Source organism: Herbiconiux sp. FW305-C-125, assembly GCF_058783455.1.
On the sequence record NZ_JBYSYO010000005.1, the window covers coordinates 191,196 to 205,096 of the forward strand.

13 protein-coding genes are annotated in these 13,901 nt (G+C 69.8%); 10 read left to right on the top strand and 3 right to left on the bottom strand.

Features of this window, described 5'->3' with window-relative positions; translation table 11 throughout:
- The first annotated feature begins 84 nt into the window (after positions 1–84).
- The 4 genes from AC3WLB_RS14420 (at position 85) to AC3WLB_RS14435 (ending at position 4,293) form a co-directional block, all read left to right on the top strand.
- The gene (locus AC3WLB_RS14420) at positions 85–1,311 is read left to right on the top strand and encodes an extracellular solute-binding protein (RefSeq protein WP_031284779.1); all 1,227 of its coding nucleotides are present in this window, start codon (positions 85–87) and stop codon (positions 1,309–1,311) included.
- Positions 1,311–2,510: an ABC transporter ATP-binding protein gene (locus AC3WLB_RS14425; RefSeq protein ID WP_492507092.1), complete on the top strand. Its 1,200-nt coding sequence runs from the start codon at positions 1,311–1,313 to the stop codon at positions 2,508–2,510. The genes AC3WLB_RS14420 and AC3WLB_RS14425 overlap by 1 nt, the downstream gene beginning before the upstream one ends.
- Positions 2,511–2,518: 8 nt before the next feature.
- Positions 2,519–3,430 (top strand): ABC transporter permease, encoded by a 912-nt coding sequence (locus tag AC3WLB_RS14430; protein ID WP_022898824.1) that lies wholly within the window; start codon positions 2,519–2,521, stop codon positions 3,428–3,430.
- A gap of 74 nt (positions 3,431–3,504) precedes the next feature.
- Complete coding sequence (locus AC3WLB_RS14435) at positions 3,505–4,293, top strand: ABC transporter permease (RefSeq protein ID WP_492507289.1); 789 nt, start codon at positions 3,505–3,507, stop codon at positions 4,291–4,293.
- A 33-nt stretch (positions 4,294–4,326) separates the two neighbouring features.
- On the opposite strand, the gene AC3WLB_RS14440 is transcribed toward AC3WLB_RS14435, so the two are convergent.
- Together AC3WLB_RS14440 and gabT are read right to left on the bottom strand one after the other, a co-directional pair.
- Entirely contained in the window at positions 4,327–5,328 is a 1,002-nt protein-coding gene (locus AC3WLB_RS14440) for an asparaginase (protein ID WP_492507094.1), read from the bottom strand.
- Entirely contained in the window at positions 5,325–6,710 is a 1,386-nt protein-coding gene (gabT, locus tag AC3WLB_RS14445) for a 4-aminobutyrate--2-oxoglutarate transaminase (RefSeq protein ID WP_492507096.1), read from the bottom strand. Before gabT ends, AC3WLB_RS14440 begins: the two co-directional genes overlap by 4 nt.
- A gap of 52 nt (positions 6,711–6,762) precedes the next feature.
- On the opposite strand from gabT, the gene AC3WLB_RS14450 reads away from it, so the two are divergent.
- The gene (locus AC3WLB_RS14450; RefSeq protein ID WP_492507099.1) at positions 6,763–7,233 is read left to right on the top strand and encodes an OsmC family protein; all 471 of its coding nucleotides are present in this window, start codon (positions 6,763–6,765) and stop codon (positions 7,231–7,233) included.
- Complete coding sequence (locus AC3WLB_RS14455; protein ID WP_492507101.1) at positions 7,214–7,663, top strand: hypothetical protein; 450 nt, start codon at positions 7,214–7,216, stop codon at positions 7,661–7,663. Before AC3WLB_RS14450 ends, AC3WLB_RS14455 begins: the two co-directional genes overlap by 20 nt.
- On the opposite strand, the gene AC3WLB_RS14460 is transcribed toward AC3WLB_RS14455, so the two are convergent.
- Complete coding sequence (locus AC3WLB_RS14460; RefSeq protein WP_492507103.1) at positions 7,660–8,733, bottom strand: glycoside hydrolase family 76 protein; 1,074 nt, start codon at positions 8,731–8,733, stop codon at positions 7,660–7,662. The genes AC3WLB_RS14455 and AC3WLB_RS14460 overlap by 4 nt on opposite strands.
- 55 nt (positions 8,734–8,788) lie before the next feature.
- On the opposite strand from AC3WLB_RS14460, the gene AC3WLB_RS14465 reads away from it, so the two are divergent.
- From AC3WLB_RS14465 to AC3WLB_RS14480, 4 genes are all read left to right on the top strand, one after another.
- Complete coding sequence (locus tag AC3WLB_RS14465; protein ID WP_492507105.1) at positions 8,789–10,219, top strand: DHA2 family efflux MFS transporter permease subunit; 1,431 nt, start codon at positions 8,789–8,791, stop codon at positions 10,217–10,219.
- Positions 10,220–10,278: 59 nt separating this feature from the next.
- On the top strand, positions 10,279–11,277 hold the full coding sequence (locus AC3WLB_RS14470; RefSeq protein WP_492507107.1) for an FKBP-type peptidyl-prolyl cis-trans isomerase: 999 nt from the start codon (positions 10,279–10,281) through the stop codon (positions 11,275–11,277).
- A gap of 43 nt (positions 11,278–11,320) precedes the next feature.
- A complete protein-coding gene (gene dxr / locus AC3WLB_RS14475; RefSeq protein ID WP_492507109.1) occupies positions 11,321–12,406 on the top strand; it encodes a 1-deoxy-D-xylulose-5-phosphate reductoisomerase in 1,086 nt (361 codons plus the stop codon).
- Between the two features lie 101 nt (positions 12,407–12,507).
- Entirely contained in the window at positions 12,508–13,836 is a 1,329-nt protein-coding gene (locus AC3WLB_RS14480; protein WP_022896455.1) for a site-2 protease family protein, read from the top strand.
- The last annotated feature ends 65 nt before the right edge of the window (positions 13,837–13,901 follow it).

The following is a 13,901-nucleotide window of genomic DNA, read 5'->3' on the forward strand; positions in this document are numbered from 1 at the left end:
GTATCGACCTACCATTTTTCCAGTTCCACAGCAGCTGGGCACGTGGTCCGCCACGGCCCGCTCCGACAGGAAAGCGTGAAGAGGATGACCTTGAGACCGCCCACCGACCCGATGATCCTGCAGGCCATCCGCCACTCCCAAGCGCTGCAGCGGGCGCGGGCGCTGACCCTCTCGCGCCGCGGCTTCCTCGGCGCCGCCGGTGCCGGAGCGGCAGCTCTCGCCCTCGCCGCGTGCTCCACTGGCGGCAAGAAGGAGCTCACTCCCGCCAAAGACCTCTCGGCCACCGAGAAGACCCTGGTCTGGGACAACTGGCCCGCCTACATGGACGAGGACGACGCCGGCAACTACCCGACCCTGATGGGGTTCGAGGACCAGTCGGGCATCACCGTGACCTACAACGTCGCGGTCGACGACAACAACACCTACTACGCCAAGGTGAAAGACCAGCTCGCCCTGGGCCAGGACATCGGCGCCGACACCGTCTGCCTCACCGACTGGATGGTCGCCCGCCTGGTGCGCAACGGGTACGTGCAGGAGCTCGACCACGCGAAGATCCCGAACATCGCGAACCTCAGCCCCGCCTTCGCCAACCCCGACTTCGACGAGGGCCGCAAGATGTCCCTCCCTTGGCAGGGCGGCTTCGCGGGCATCTGCTGGAACAAGGAGAAGGTGCCGAACGGCCTCACCAGCGTCGACGAGCTGTGGGACTCATCGCTCAAGGGCCGCGTCGGCGTGCTCTCCGAGATGCGCGACACGATGGGGCTCATCATGCTCTCGCAGGGCGTCGACATCACGGGACAGTGGGGCGACGACGAGTTCGCGAACGCGATGGACCTCTTCACGAAGGAGGTCGACGACGGCCAGATCCGCAACATCAAGGGCAACGCCTACCTCAACGATCTGCAGAGCGAAGACACCTTCGCCGCCATCTGCTGGTCGGGCGACATCACCTCGCTGAACGCCCAGGCCGGCGACAAGTGGCAGTTCGCGATCCCGGATGCCGGTGGCACGCTCTGGAACGACACCTTCGTGGTGCCGATGGGCTCGGCGCACAAGGAGAACGCCGAGGCGGTCATGAACTACTACTACGAGCCCGAGGTGGCCGCCGAACTCGCGGCGTGGGTCAACTACGTGACCCCGGTGGTCGGTGCGAAGGAGGCGGCTGTCGCCATCGACCCGGAGCTCGCCGACAACCAGCTGATCTTCCCCGACGAGGAGACCCTCTCCACGGTGCACGTGTTCCGCACGCTGACCCCGCAGGAGGAGAACGACTACCAGGCCCAGTTCCAGAAGGTGCTGCTGGGCAGCTGATGGCCATCGCATCCTTCGCCGACACCGGTGCCGACCTCGAGCTGGCCGGCATCACCAAGCGCTTCCCCGGCTTCACGGCCATCGAGTCGCTCGATCTCACCATTCCCGCCGGTTCGTTCTTCGCCCTGCTCGGCCCGTCGGGCTGCGGCAAGACCACCACGCTCCGCCTCGTCGCGGGCCTGGAGGAGCCGACCGCCGGGCGCATCCTGATCGGCGGGAAGGACGTCACCACCACCAAGCCGTTCCAGCGGCCGGTCAACACCGTCTTCCAGTCGTATGCGCTGTTCCCGCACATGACCATCCTCGAGAACGTCGCGTTCGGCTTGCGTCGACGCAAGATCGGCGACCCCGTCGGGAAGGCGCACGAGGCGCTCCGGCTGGTCGAGCTCGACCATCTCGCGGCGCGCCGCCCGGCACAGCTCTCCGGCGGTCAGCAGCAGCGCGTCGCGCTGGCGCGCGCGATCGTGAACCGGCCGGCCCTGCTCCTCCTCGACGAGCCGCTCGGCGCGCTCGACCTGAAGCTCCGCCGGCAGATGCAGCTGGAGCTGAAGACCATCCAGACCGAGGTGGGCCTCACCTTCCTGCACGTCACGCACGACCAGGAGGAGGCCATGACCATGGCCGACACGGTGGCGGTGATGAACAAGGGACGGATCGAGCAGATGGGCGCCCCCGAGGAGCTCTACGAGCTGCCGCGCACCTCCTTCGTCGCGAACTTCCTCGGTCAGTCGAACCTCTTCACCGGGAAGGTCGTCTCGCACACCGCCGAGGCCATCACCGTCGACGTCGCGGGGGTGCCCATCGTGGTGCCGCGCGAGCGCGCGAAGCGCCACAGCGGCGAGGTGACGATCGGCGTCCGGCCCGAGAAGGTGACGCTGCTGACCGAAGCGCCCGCCGCGGCAGCCGGCCGCAACGTGCTCGGCCCTGGCCGGGTGACGGATGTCTCGTTCAGCGGCGTCAGCACGCAGTACCTCGTGCAGGTGCCGGGCGTGGGCGAACTCATCGTGTTCGCGCAGAACATGGTCTTCGGACCGGTCGTGCACGAGGGCGCGGAGGTGTGGATCTCGTGGAACGCCGACCACGGGTTCGGCCTCGACGACGATCCGGCCGACGGCCCGCGGTTCGACCCCGACGACTCCACCGAGTCCATCGCCGTGCAGCGCCGCATCGCGCTCGAAGAAGAGCTGGAACAGGCTTAGGGCGCGCTGTGGCCTTCACCGCGTTCTCGTCCCAGGCCGTCGTCGAACAGGCGCCGCGCAAGCGCAGCTTCATCGCCCTGGTGCTGCTCTTGCCGGGCATCCTCTACCTCCTCCTGTTCTTTCTCGCGCCGCTGATCTCACTCGTCATCACGTCGTTCCAGCAGCCGGTGCTCGACGGCGACATCGGCGAGTACACGGCCGGCTTCCAGTGGCAGAACTACACCGACGCGATGGCCGAGTACTGGCCACTCGTGCTGCGGGCCTTCGGCTACGCCATCGTGGCGACGGTGCTCGCGCTCGTGATCAGCTACCCCATCGCCTACTTCATCGGGGTGAAGGCGCGGCGCTGGCCGCTGCTGCAGAGCCTCATGCTCACCCTGGTGATCGCGCCGTTCTTCATCAGCTTCCTGCTGCGCACCCTCGCCTGGAAGCAGATCATGTCCGACGAGGGCCCGATCGTGGTCTTCCTCAAATCGGTCGCGATCCTGCCGTCCGACGGTCACCTCACCGGCACCACCTTCTCGGTGATCTTCGGCCTCACCTACAACTTCATCCCGTTCATGACGCTGCCGCTCTACGCAACCCTCGAGCGCCTCGACCTGCGCTACATCGAGGCGGGCGCCGACCTGTACGCGAGCCCATGGACGACCTTCCGCAAGGTCACGATCCCGCTGTCGATGCCGGGAATCGTCTCGGGCACGCTGCTCACCTTCATCCCCGCCGCGGGTGACTACATCAACGCCAGCCGCGATTTCCTCGGCAGCTCCTCCACCGCCATGGTCGGCAACGCGATCGAGGCGAACTTCCTGGTGCTGCAGAACTACCCGATCGCCGCAGCGCTCTCGATCGTGCTGATGGCGGTCATCCTCATCATCGTGGGCATCTACGTGCGCCGTTCGGGAACGGAGGACCTGATATGACCAGCGCGGTTCCCGCCAAAGCCTTCGAGCAGGCCTCCTTCGAACCGGCTCCCGCGTCGCGCCGGCGGTTCCGGATGCGCGGCATCGGCCTGCCGATCTACACCGTCTTGGCGCTGCTGTTCCTGCTCATCCCGATCGCCTACACCTTCGCCTTCTCGTTCAACGACTCGGGCAAGCTCAACATCGCTTGGCAGGGCTTCACCCTCGACAAGTGGCTCACCGTCTGCAACACGCAGGGCCTGTGCGAGGCGTTCGGCAACAGCATCCTGGTGGGCGTGGTCGCGACCGTCATCGCCACGGCGCTCGGCACCCTCATCGCGATCGCGCTGGTGCGCTACCGGTTCCGCGCCCGCTCGGCGATCAGCCTGCTGCTGTTCCTGCCCATGGCGACGCCCGAGGTGGTGCTCGGCGCCGGTCTCGCGGCCCAGTTCCTCACCATCGGAGCCGAGAAGGGGCTCGTCACGATCATCCTGGCGCACACCATGTTCTGCATCAGCTTCGTGGTGGTGACCGTGAAGGCCCGTGTGGCGAGCCTCGACCCGGCGCTCGAGGAAGCCGGCCGCGACCTCTACGGGTCGCCCAACCAGGTGTTCTGGCGCATCACCTTCCCGCTGCTGCTGCCCGGCATCGCCGCGGCCGCCTTGCTCTCGTTCGCGTTGAGCTTCGACGACTTCATCATCACGAACTTCAACTCGGGCGCGGTCAACACCTTCCCGAAGTTCATCTACGTCGCGGCCGCGCGCGGCATCCCGGCGCAGGTGAACGTGATCGCCTCGGCAGTGTTCCTGCTCGCGATCGTCATCGTCGTGGTGGCGCAGGTGTCCCGTGCGGCGCGCGCCAAGCGGTTGGCGCGCCAGGGGTAGCACCCGACCGCGGCACCGGCGCGGATGCGCCCGTCAGAGGCCGGGGGAGACGCGGATCGCGCCCACCACGGCATCGCCACCGCGCACCTCGAGGTCGAGGTCGGGCCGTAGCTCGTCGAGCTGTGCCCCGGTCAGGGAGCCGTGCCGCACGAGCAGCGTGAGCGCGACGAGCGATGCCGCCCGCAGATTGCCGTCGAGCATCTTCACAGCGACGGATGCGCCGTCAGGCGTCGCCATCACCATCACGCCCTCGGCGCCGAGCTTGGCGACGACGCCGAGCCGGTCGATCACGACGGTGTTGGCGCGCCCTGGCCCGTCGATCGCCCAGCCGTTGGCCAGGATGCTCTGGGTGAGCCAGTGCGCCGGCCCGGCCTCGGCCCGGCGGATGCGCCCGACTCCGCGCGCCAACGCGGTCAGCGCAAGCGCGTGCACCGGTGCTCCGCAGCCGTCGATCCCGGTGTGCGCGACCGGTTCGCCGGTCTCCCGTTCGACGACAGCGAGAATGCGCTGCTGCAGCGGATGCGCCGGATCGAGGTAAGTCGCCGTGTCCCAGCCGTTCTGCACGCAGGAGAGCAGCATCGCCGCGTGCTTGCCCGAGCAGTTCATGAAGACGCGCTGCGGATGCCCGTGGGCCCGCACCACCTCATCGCGCGCCGACGAGGCGCCGGGCCAGTCCGCCGGGCAGCCCAGCGCGTCGTCGGTGAGGCCCGCCTGGGCGAGGATGGAGCGCACCACAGCGACGTGCTCGGGTGTGCCCGCGTGGCTGGCCGTGGCGAGCACGGTCTGTGCCGGGTCGAGGGTGACGCCGCTCTCGAGCACCGCGAGGGCCTGGAACGGCTTCATGCACGATCGTGGGTACACCGGCAGCTCGGGGGAGCCGATCGCGATGGCGACCACGCCCTCCGCATCCAGCACGACCGCCGATCCGGCGTGCCGCGACTCGATGAAGCCGTTGCGCTCGATAACCGCGAGTTCGACCGACTCGCCGAAGCCCGCCGTGCCCGCGGACTCCGCGGCGCTCTCGGTGACGCTCATCGGGCGAGCTGGGCGAACGCCTCGTCGAGCACCGACAGGGCTTCCTCGAGCAGGGCGTCGGAGGTGGCGAGGCTCGGCAGGAAGCGCAGAACGTTGCCGTAGGTGCCCGCGGTGAGCACGAGCACGCCCTGCTGGGCCGCGTACGCGGCGATGGCGCTCACGGCTTCGGCGTGCGGCGTCTTCGTGGTGCTCGCGGTGCCGGGCTCGACGAGCTCGATCGCCATCATGGCGCCGATGCCGCGCACCTCGCCGATGATGTCGTACTTCTCCTGCAAGGCCGTGAGACCGGCTCGCAAGGTGCGCTCGATGCGCTCCGCCTCGCCGAGCAGGCCGTTCTTCTCGATCTGCTCGAACACGGCGACGGCAGCGGCTGCCGCCACCGGGTTGCCGCCGAAGGTGCCGCCGAGGCCGCCGGGCTGCGCCGAATCCATGATGGTGGCCCGGCCCGTGACGCCCGCGAGCGGCAGACCGCCCGCGATGCCCTTGGCCGAGAGCACCATGTCGGGCACCAGCCCGAAGTGCTCGCTCGCGAACCAGGCACCCGTGCGGGCCATGCCGCTCTGGATCTCGTCGGCGATGAAGACGATGCCCTGCGCCGTGCACCATTCCTGCAGGGCCGGCAGGTAGCCCTCGGCCGGCACCACGAATCCGCCCTCACCCTGGATGGGCTCCACCACGAGGCAGGCGAGGTCGGCCGCGCCGACCGTCTTCTCGAGGTAGTTGATGGTGCGGGCCGCGGCCTCCGTGCCCGAGAGCCCGTCGTGGTACGGGTAGGAGTTCGGCGCGCGGTAGACGTCGCCGGCGAACGGCCCGAAGCCGGTCGAGTAGGGCGCGGCCTTGAAGTTCATGGCCATCGTGAGGTTCGTGCGACCGTGGTAGGCGTGCTCGAGCACCGCGACACCGTTGCGGCCGGTGTGCTTGCGGGCGATCTTCACGCCGTTCTCCACCGCCTCCGCGCCGGAGTTCACGAGCACCGTGCGCTTGGCGAAGTCGCCGGGGGTGTGCTCGGCGAGCAGCTCGGCCACCCGCACGTACTCCTCGTACGGCGTGATGGTGAACAGGGTGTGCACCACGTCTTGCAACTGCGCAGCCGCGGCGGCGACGACGGTCGCCTCGGTGTGGCCGATCGTGGTGACGCCGATGCCGGCCCCGAGATCGATGAACTGGTTGCCGTCGACGTCGACCAGCACGGCGCCGTTCGCCTTCGCGATGTACACCGGCAGGGCGCTCGACACGCCCGGCGGCACCACGGCCAGGCGTCGCTCGTGCAGCTCCTGCGACTTCGGGCCGGGGATCGCTGTGACGATCTTCCGCTCCTGCGGAACCGAGTACAGAGGAGCCGCGACCGAGGCGGCGACCGGGGTGTCGATGGTGTCAGTCATAGTCAGGCAAGTTTAGGCCAGGGGCCTGCGCCGCCGGGGCTAGCATGGCGGGGTGAATCGTGAACATCACTACAGCGTCGATGTGGCCTGGCTTGGCAATCGCGGCACCGGCACCAGCGGCTACCGCGACTACGGCCGGCAGAGCGTCGTGACCGCTGTCGGCAAGCATCCGCTCGAGGCGTCGGCCGACCGCACCTTCCACGGCGACGCCGACCGCTGGAACCCTGAGGAGCTGCTGCTCGCCGCGCTCAGCGAGTGCCACATGCTGTCCTTCCTGCACGTCGCGGTGAAGCACGGCGTGGTGGTGACCGACTACACGGATGCCGCCGAGGGCGTGATGGCGCAGGAGGGCGACGGGGGCCGGTTCACGAGCGTCACCCTGCGGCCCGTGGTGACCGTGACCGAGCCCGTCGACGACGCGCAGCTCGCCGCCATGCACCACGAGGCGAACCAGGTGTGCTTCATCGCCAACTCCGTGAACTTCCCCGTGCACCACGAACCCCGTGTCGTCGTCGCCGTCTGACGATTCCCCCGGCGCCGAACCGGTCGAGCTCTTCCTGATCGGGCGCACGCTCCGCGGCACCCTCGGCGAAGCCTTCCGCGAGGAGGTCGTCGCCCGCTTCGAAAGCCGGCACGGGCACACGGATGCGCCCCTGAACACCGCGCTCAGCCGCACCGTCGAGCTGACCGCCGTCGCCGTGACCCGGGCCGGTGCGGTGCGGGTCGACGTGGGGATCGCCGACCCGACGTTCCGCTCCGCACTCGACGTGAGCGCGCCTGCGCCCGCCACCGCATCGGCCGGCGAGCAGCTGTTCGAGGTCGACGTGGACGCGGTTCCTGGCATCCGCGCGGTGGCCGGACCGCCGGGCGTCGACCGCTCGCGTCGCGCCGTCGTGCGGGTGCGGAGCGCGCATCCGGTCGACCTCGAGGTCAAGGTCGTGCCGACCGATTAGCCCGCCGCCTCCCACCGGGCGCGCGCCTCGAGCGCCATCACCGCGCTCAGCTGGGTCGAGAGGAAGGTCGCGCGCGGCGGCGGGGCACCCCAGACGTCGCCCGTTCGGAGGCCGGGGGAGTCGCGCATCCCGGCCCACAGGGCGTCGGTGCTCGCCCGCAGGAAGCCCGCCAGCGTCGTGCGGGCGGCCGACCCGGTCGCCATGTGCGGCAGCAGCTCGCCGAGGTAGCGCACGAAGACACCCTTGAAGAGACCGATGTCGCCCCCGCCGCGCTGATCGAAGCGCGCGTTCTCTGAGAGGATGACGCCCGCGGGGGCGAGGCGCTCCACGGCCGCCACTGCCGTGCGCGCCGCCGCCGCAAGCACCTCGTTCTGCCCGTGCCGCCGGTACTCCTCGAGCAGTGCCCCGACGTAGAGCCCCTGACAGTAGCTGAACACCCAGCCGGTGTCGATCGAGCCGTCTCCGGTGCGATTCACGCCGTCATACACCAGCCCGCTCTGCCGGTCGACCATCAGCGCGTCGTCGAACCACTGCAGCGTCGCGGTGGCGTAGCGGCCGAACTCGGCGGAGCCGGTCACCCGCGCGAGTCGCGCCGACAGGATGGCGAAGGTGCCGTTCGAGGGCGTGTTCTTGTACTGCAGCTGCTGGGTGCGCCACGGCACGCCGGGTGTGCCGGATGCCTCCCAGCCCGCCTGCACGATGTGCCGCCAGAGCGCGACCGAGTCATCGAGGTAGCGATCCTCGCCCGATGCCTCGTGCAGGCGCAGCAGGGCGAGACCGAGCCAGCCCATGTCGTCGAAGTAGTCGTTGACGAGGCCGCGGTTGCGGCGGAGCAGCCGCTCGTACACCCGCTGCGCATCCGTCAGCCACGCCGGATCGTGGCTGCGCTCGAAGGCGTCGACCCGTACCTCGATGAGGTGCGCCAGCCACCAGTAGTTGAAGGCGAAGGCCGGGCGCAGCCGCAACGGCGCGGTGTTGTGCCAGCCGCGCCTCAGTCCGTGCGGGCCGAACTGGGCGGTGAGCGCGCGTTGGGCCGCGTCGGCACGGACGTCCCACTCCCGCTGAGTCATGCTCAGAGGATAGGGGGTGTCGCCATCCACCGCCCCGATGCAGTTGACTGGGGGCATGGCGACCGGCAGTGCGGCGATGACGAGGCAGCAGAAGTACGTGCTCGCGGTCGCGGTGCTCGCGTCGTTCATCTCCTTCCTCGACGCCACCGTCATCAACGTGGCGCTGCCCGCCATCAGCCGCGAGCTCGGCGGCGGACTCGCCTCCCAGCAGTGGGTGGTGGACTCCTACCTCCTCACCCTCGGCGCCGTCATCCTGCTGGCCGGCTCGCTCTCCGACGTCTACGGGCGTAAGAAGGTGCTGCTCGCGGGGCTCATCGGCTTCGGTGTCTCCTCGCTGGCCTGCGCGTTCGCGCCCACGATCGAGTTCCTCATCGTCGCCCGTGGCGTGCAGGGCATCGCCGGGGCGCTGCTCGTGCCGAGCTCGCTCGCCCTCATCCTCGCGAACTTCAGCGGCCCAGGGCAGGGTCGCGCAATCGGCACCTGGACCGCGTTCACCAGCGTGGCCAACATCGCGGGACCCATCGTCGGGGGAGTGCTGGTCGACACGCTCTCCTGGCGCTACGTCTTCATCATCAACGTGCTGCCCATCGCGGTCACCCTCTTCCTCCTCATGAAGCTCGAGCACGACCACGCGCGACTCCCCGGCGCACGCATCGACTACGTCGGCGCCGTCCTCGGAGTGATCGGGCTCGGCTTCCCGGTGTTCGCGCTGATCGAGCAGGCGAACTTCGGCTGGGGCTCGCCCGTCGTGTTCGTTCCGCTCGCCGTCGGCGCCGTCGCCCTCGTCGTGTTCGTGCTCTGGGAGCGTCGCGCCCCGCAGCCGATGCTGCCGCTCGAGCTCTTCCGGGTGCGCAACTTCTCGGTGGGCAACGTGGCCACCTTCCTCATCTACGGCGCCCTCTCGCTCGGCTTCTTCAGCGTGGCCGTGTTCCTGCAACAGGTCGCCGGGTACAGCGCCACCTGGGCGGGGTTCGCGATGGTGCCCACGAGCATCCTGCTCATCACGCTCTCGAGCCTGTTCGGGCGGCTGAGCGGGCGCGTGGGGCCGCGCCTGTTCATGACGGTCGGGCCGATCGTCGCCGGCGTCGGCTTCCTGCTCATGCTCCGCTTCTCGGGCGAGGCGCCCTACCTCACCGAGGTGCTGCCGGCCGTCGTGGTGTTCGGCCTCGGCATGGCCATCACGGTCGCCCCCTTGACCGCCGCCATCCTCGGGGCGATCGACCCGGCGCGCTCGGGCATCGCCTCCGCGGTGAACAACGCGGTCTCTCGGGTGGCCGGGCTCATCGCGGTGGCACTCGCGAGCGTCGTCGCGGGCATGACGGTGCTCGACCTCGTGGGTTTCCACCGCGTGGTGCTGGTGACCGCGCTGTTCTTCTTCGCCGGCGGGGTGGTGTCGCTCATCGGCATCCGCAACCCGCGGCACCCGGCCGACCCGGCTGTGCCGGAACCGGATGCCCAACCCGCTCCCAGCGGGTCATCAGCTTGATGCAAGGGGCCTGCACCAGACTGGCAGCCGTCCCCCCACCACTCTCCCGAAGAGGAACCATGCGCTCACTTCCGGCACTGGCCGCAGCGGCCGTCGCCGCCACTCTCCTGCTCGCGGGCTGCTCCGCGTCGAGCCCCGACCCCTCGGCGACGGGTGCGTCGGGCGACTGCCAGGCCACCGCATCCGGCAGTGCGTCGAACGGCGTGACCGTGACCGGCGACTTCAAGGCGGCACCGAAGACGCAGTTCACCGGGCCGCTGACGGTCGACAGCACCGAGCGCACCGTGGTGACCGAGGGCGACGGCGAAGTGGTGCAGCAGGGCGACGTCGCCACCATCGACTTCACCATCTACAACGGCACCAGCGGCAAGCAGGTGTTCTCCACCCTCGATCCGGGCGGCACCCAGCTGCAGCTCACCGTCGACGACACGCAGTTCATCCCCGGCATCGTGAACGCGGTGGCGTGCTCGCCCGTCGGGTCGCGCGTGGTCGCCGTGATCCCGCCGTCGGAGGGCTTCGGCGACGGCGGCAACAGCCAGCTCGGCATCGCCGGCACCGATTCCATGGTGATGGTGGCGGATGTCGAGGGCATCGTGCCGGTGCGCGCCGACGGCGAAGACCAGCCGCCGCAGGACGGCTTCCCGACTGTGACCCTCGACGACACCGGTGCCCCGACGGTCACCGTGCCGAAGACCGACCCGCCCACGACCCTCGAGACCGAGGTGCTGAAGAAGGGCGACGGCGCCGTCGTCGGCGACGGCGACAACGTCACCGTGCAGTACCAGGGGCTCGTCTGGGACACCGGAACCGTCTTCGACCAGAGCTGGGGCCAGGGCGGACCGCGCACCTTCCCGACCACGGGCGTGGTCAAGGGCTTCGCGGCGGCCATGATCGGGCAGACCGTCGGCTCGCAGGTGCTCGTCGTGATCCCGCCGGACCAGGGCTACGGCAGCGCCGGCAACGACTCGGCCGGAATCAAGGGCACCGACACGCTCGTGTTCGTGATCGACATCCTCGCCTCGGCCTCCGCGCCGCCCTCGACGCCCGCCGCGGGCTGAGCGGAGCGCGGCGGCCTTCGCCGGCGGATGGGATGATGGCGGGATGAGACGCGTCATCATCCTCGGTTCCACCGGCTCCATCGGCGTGCAGGCGCTCGACGTCATCCGCTCGAACCCCGAGCTGTTCGACGTCGTGGGCCTCGTGGCCGGCACGAACCGCGAGTTGCTGGCTGCGCAGGCGGCGGAGTTCGCGGTCGCCGACACCGGGCTCGGCGTCGCCGAGGCCGAGGCGATCGTGCGCGACGTCGAGGCCGACGTGGTGCTGAACGGCATCACCGGCTCGGTCGGGCTCGGCCCGACGCTCGCCACGCTCGAAGCCGGGCGAACGCTGGCCCTCGCCAACAAGGAGAGCCTCATCGTCGGCGGCGACCTCGTTCGTGACGCCGCGAAACCGGGGCAGATCGTGCCCGTCGACTCCGAGCACTCGGCCATCGCGCAGGCGCTCCGCTCGGGCACGGCGGGCGAGGTGTCGCGGCTGGTGCTCACCGCATCCGGTGGGCCGTTCCGCGGGCGGAGCCGCGCCTCGATGGCGGGCGTCACGCCGCGCGAGGCGCTCGCGCATCCGACCTGGGACATGGGACTCGTCGTCACCACGAACTCCGCCACGCTCGTGAACAAGGGGCTCGAGGTGATCGAGGCGCACCTGCTGTTCGACGTCGCGTTCAGCGACATCGAAGTGACCGTGCATCCGCAGTCCATCGTGCACTCGATGGTGGAGTTCACCGACGGGTCGACCATCGCCCAGGCCTCGCCGCCGGACATGCGGCTGCCCATCTCGCTGGGCCTCGACTGGCCGCACCGCGTGGCGGGAGTCGGCACGCCGCTCGACTGGACGACCGCGCAGAGCTGGACCTTCGAACCGCTCGACGACGAGGCGTTCCCCGCGGTCGAGCTGGCCAAGCAGGTGGGGCGGGCCGGCGGCGGCTTCCCGGCCGTGTTCAACGCGGCGAACGAGCAGGCGGTGGCGGCGTTCCACGCCGGTCGCATCGGCTTTCTCGACATCGTCGACACGGTGGCGCGGGTGGTGGATGCGCACGAGATGCCCTCCGAGGTCGTCACGCGCGAGTCGCTCGCCGAGTCGGAGGACTGGGCGCGGCGCACCGCCGACGCCCTCATCGCCGCGGCCTGACCCGCGCCGCCCCCGCCCCGGTCCCCACCCCCCAGAGGATTCATCAGCCGCGCTCAGGCAACGGTCAGCGCGATGTCGTGGGCCCGGGGTAATGTCCTCGTGTGGAAACGGTCCTGCAGTTCATCCTCGGCGTGCTCATCATCGCCGTCGGCGTCGCCGTGTCCATCGGGCTGCACGAGGTGGGGCACCTGGTGCCGGCGAAGCTGTTCGGCATCAAGGTCACCCAGTACATGATCGGCTTCGGGCCCACCATCTTCTCGCGCACGAAGGGCGAGACGGAGTACGGCGTGAAGGCCGTGCCGCTCGGCGGCTACATCTCGATGGTGGGCATGTTCCCGCCGCGCCGCGCCGGCGAGAAGCCGGTCGCCAACAGCACCGGGTTCTTCCAGTCGATGGTACAGGATGCGCGGCAGGCCTCCCAGCTCTCCATCGGCCTCGAAGAAGACCGCGCGTTCTACCGCAAGCCGGTCTGGCAGCGCATCATCGTGATGCTCGGCGGCCCGTTCATGAACCTCGTGCTCGCCGTGGTGTTCTTCGCCATCGTGCTCGTGGGCTTCGGCACCGTGCAGTCGTCGACGACGGTGGGCAGCGTGTCGGCGTGCGTGCTCCCGGCCACGAGCGACCGGCAGCAGTGCGAGGCGGGCGACCAGCAGTCGCCCGGCGCCGCAGCCGGCCTCCAGCCGGGCGACCAGCTGGTGAGCCTCGGCGGCACGCCGATCACGAGCTGGGCGCAGTCGACAGCCATCATCCGCGACTCGGCGGGCAAGACGTTGCCGCTCGTGGTGAAGCGCGACGGCGTCGAGACCACGCTGAGCGTCACGCCGTTGCTCACGCAGCGGTACGTGCTCGACGACAAGGGTCAGGTGGTCGAGAACGCCGACGGCACGAAGCAGACCGAAGACGTGGGGTTCGTGGGCATCGGCGCGGCCTCCGAGCTCGTGCCCCAGCCCGTCACCGCCGTGTTCCCGTTCATCGGCGAGAACATCGCCAGCACGGTCGGCATCGTCGCGAACCTCCCGCAGCGGCTCTACGACGTGGCGCAGGCCGCGTTCGGGCCGGGGGAGCGCGACCCTAACGGCCCCATCAGCGTGGTGGGCGTCGGCCGGGTGGCCGGCGAGATCGCGTCGATCGACACCATCCCGCTCGCCTCGAAGGCGGCGAGCCTGCTCGGCCTCCTCGGCTCGCTCAACGTCGCCCTGTTTGTCATCAACCTGGTGCCGCTCACCCCGCTCGACGGCGGGCACGTCGCCGCGGCCCTGTGGGAGGCCATCCGTCGCGGCTTCGCCAAGCTGTTCAAGCGCCGCGACCCGGGGCCGGTCGACGCGGCGAAGCTCATGCCGCTGACCTTCGTGGTGGTGATCCTGTTCGGCGGAATGACGGCGTTGCTCGTGTACGCCGACATCGTGAAGCCCATCAACGTCTTCGGCTGAGCCCGCGCATCCGTCACCCGGCGGCCTCGCCGTACCGACCTGCTGTTCAGATTGCGGTCCTAGAC

Coding starts and splice junctions, on each gene's coding strand:
- AC3WLB_RS14420 (WP_031284779.1), top strand. CDS start 85: ATGACCTTGAGACCGCCCACCGACCCGATGATCCTGCAGGCCATCCGC.
- AC3WLB_RS14425 (WP_492507092.1), top strand. CDS start 1,311: ATGGCCATCGCATCCTTCGCCGACACCGGTGCCGACCTCGAGCTGGCC.
- AC3WLB_RS14435 (WP_492507289.1), top strand. CDS start 3,505: ATGCGCGGCATCGGCCTGCCGATCTACACCGTCTTGGCGCTGCTGTTC.
- AC3WLB_RS14440 (WP_492507094.1), bottom strand. CDS start 5,328: ATGAGCGTCACCGAGAGCGCCGCGGAGTCCGCGGGCACGGCGGGCTTC.
- gabT (WP_492507096.1), bottom strand. CDS start 6,710: ATGACTGACACCATCGACACCCCGGTCGCCGCCTCGGTCGCGGCTCCT.
- AC3WLB_RS14460 (WP_492507103.1), bottom strand. CDS start 8,733: ATGACTCAGCGGGAGTGGGACGTCCGTGCCGACGCGGCCCAACGCGCG.
- AC3WLB_RS14465 (WP_492507105.1), top strand. CDS start 8,789: ATGGCGACCGGCAGTGCGGCGATGACGAGGCAGCAGAAGTACGTGCTC.
- AC3WLB_RS14470 (WP_492507107.1), top strand. CDS start 10,279: ATGCGCTCACTTCCGGCACTGGCCGCAGCGGCCGTCGCCGCCACTCTC.
- dxr (WP_492507109.1), top strand. CDS start 11,321: ATGAGACGCGTCATCATCCTCGGTTCCACCGGCTCCATCGGCGTGCAG.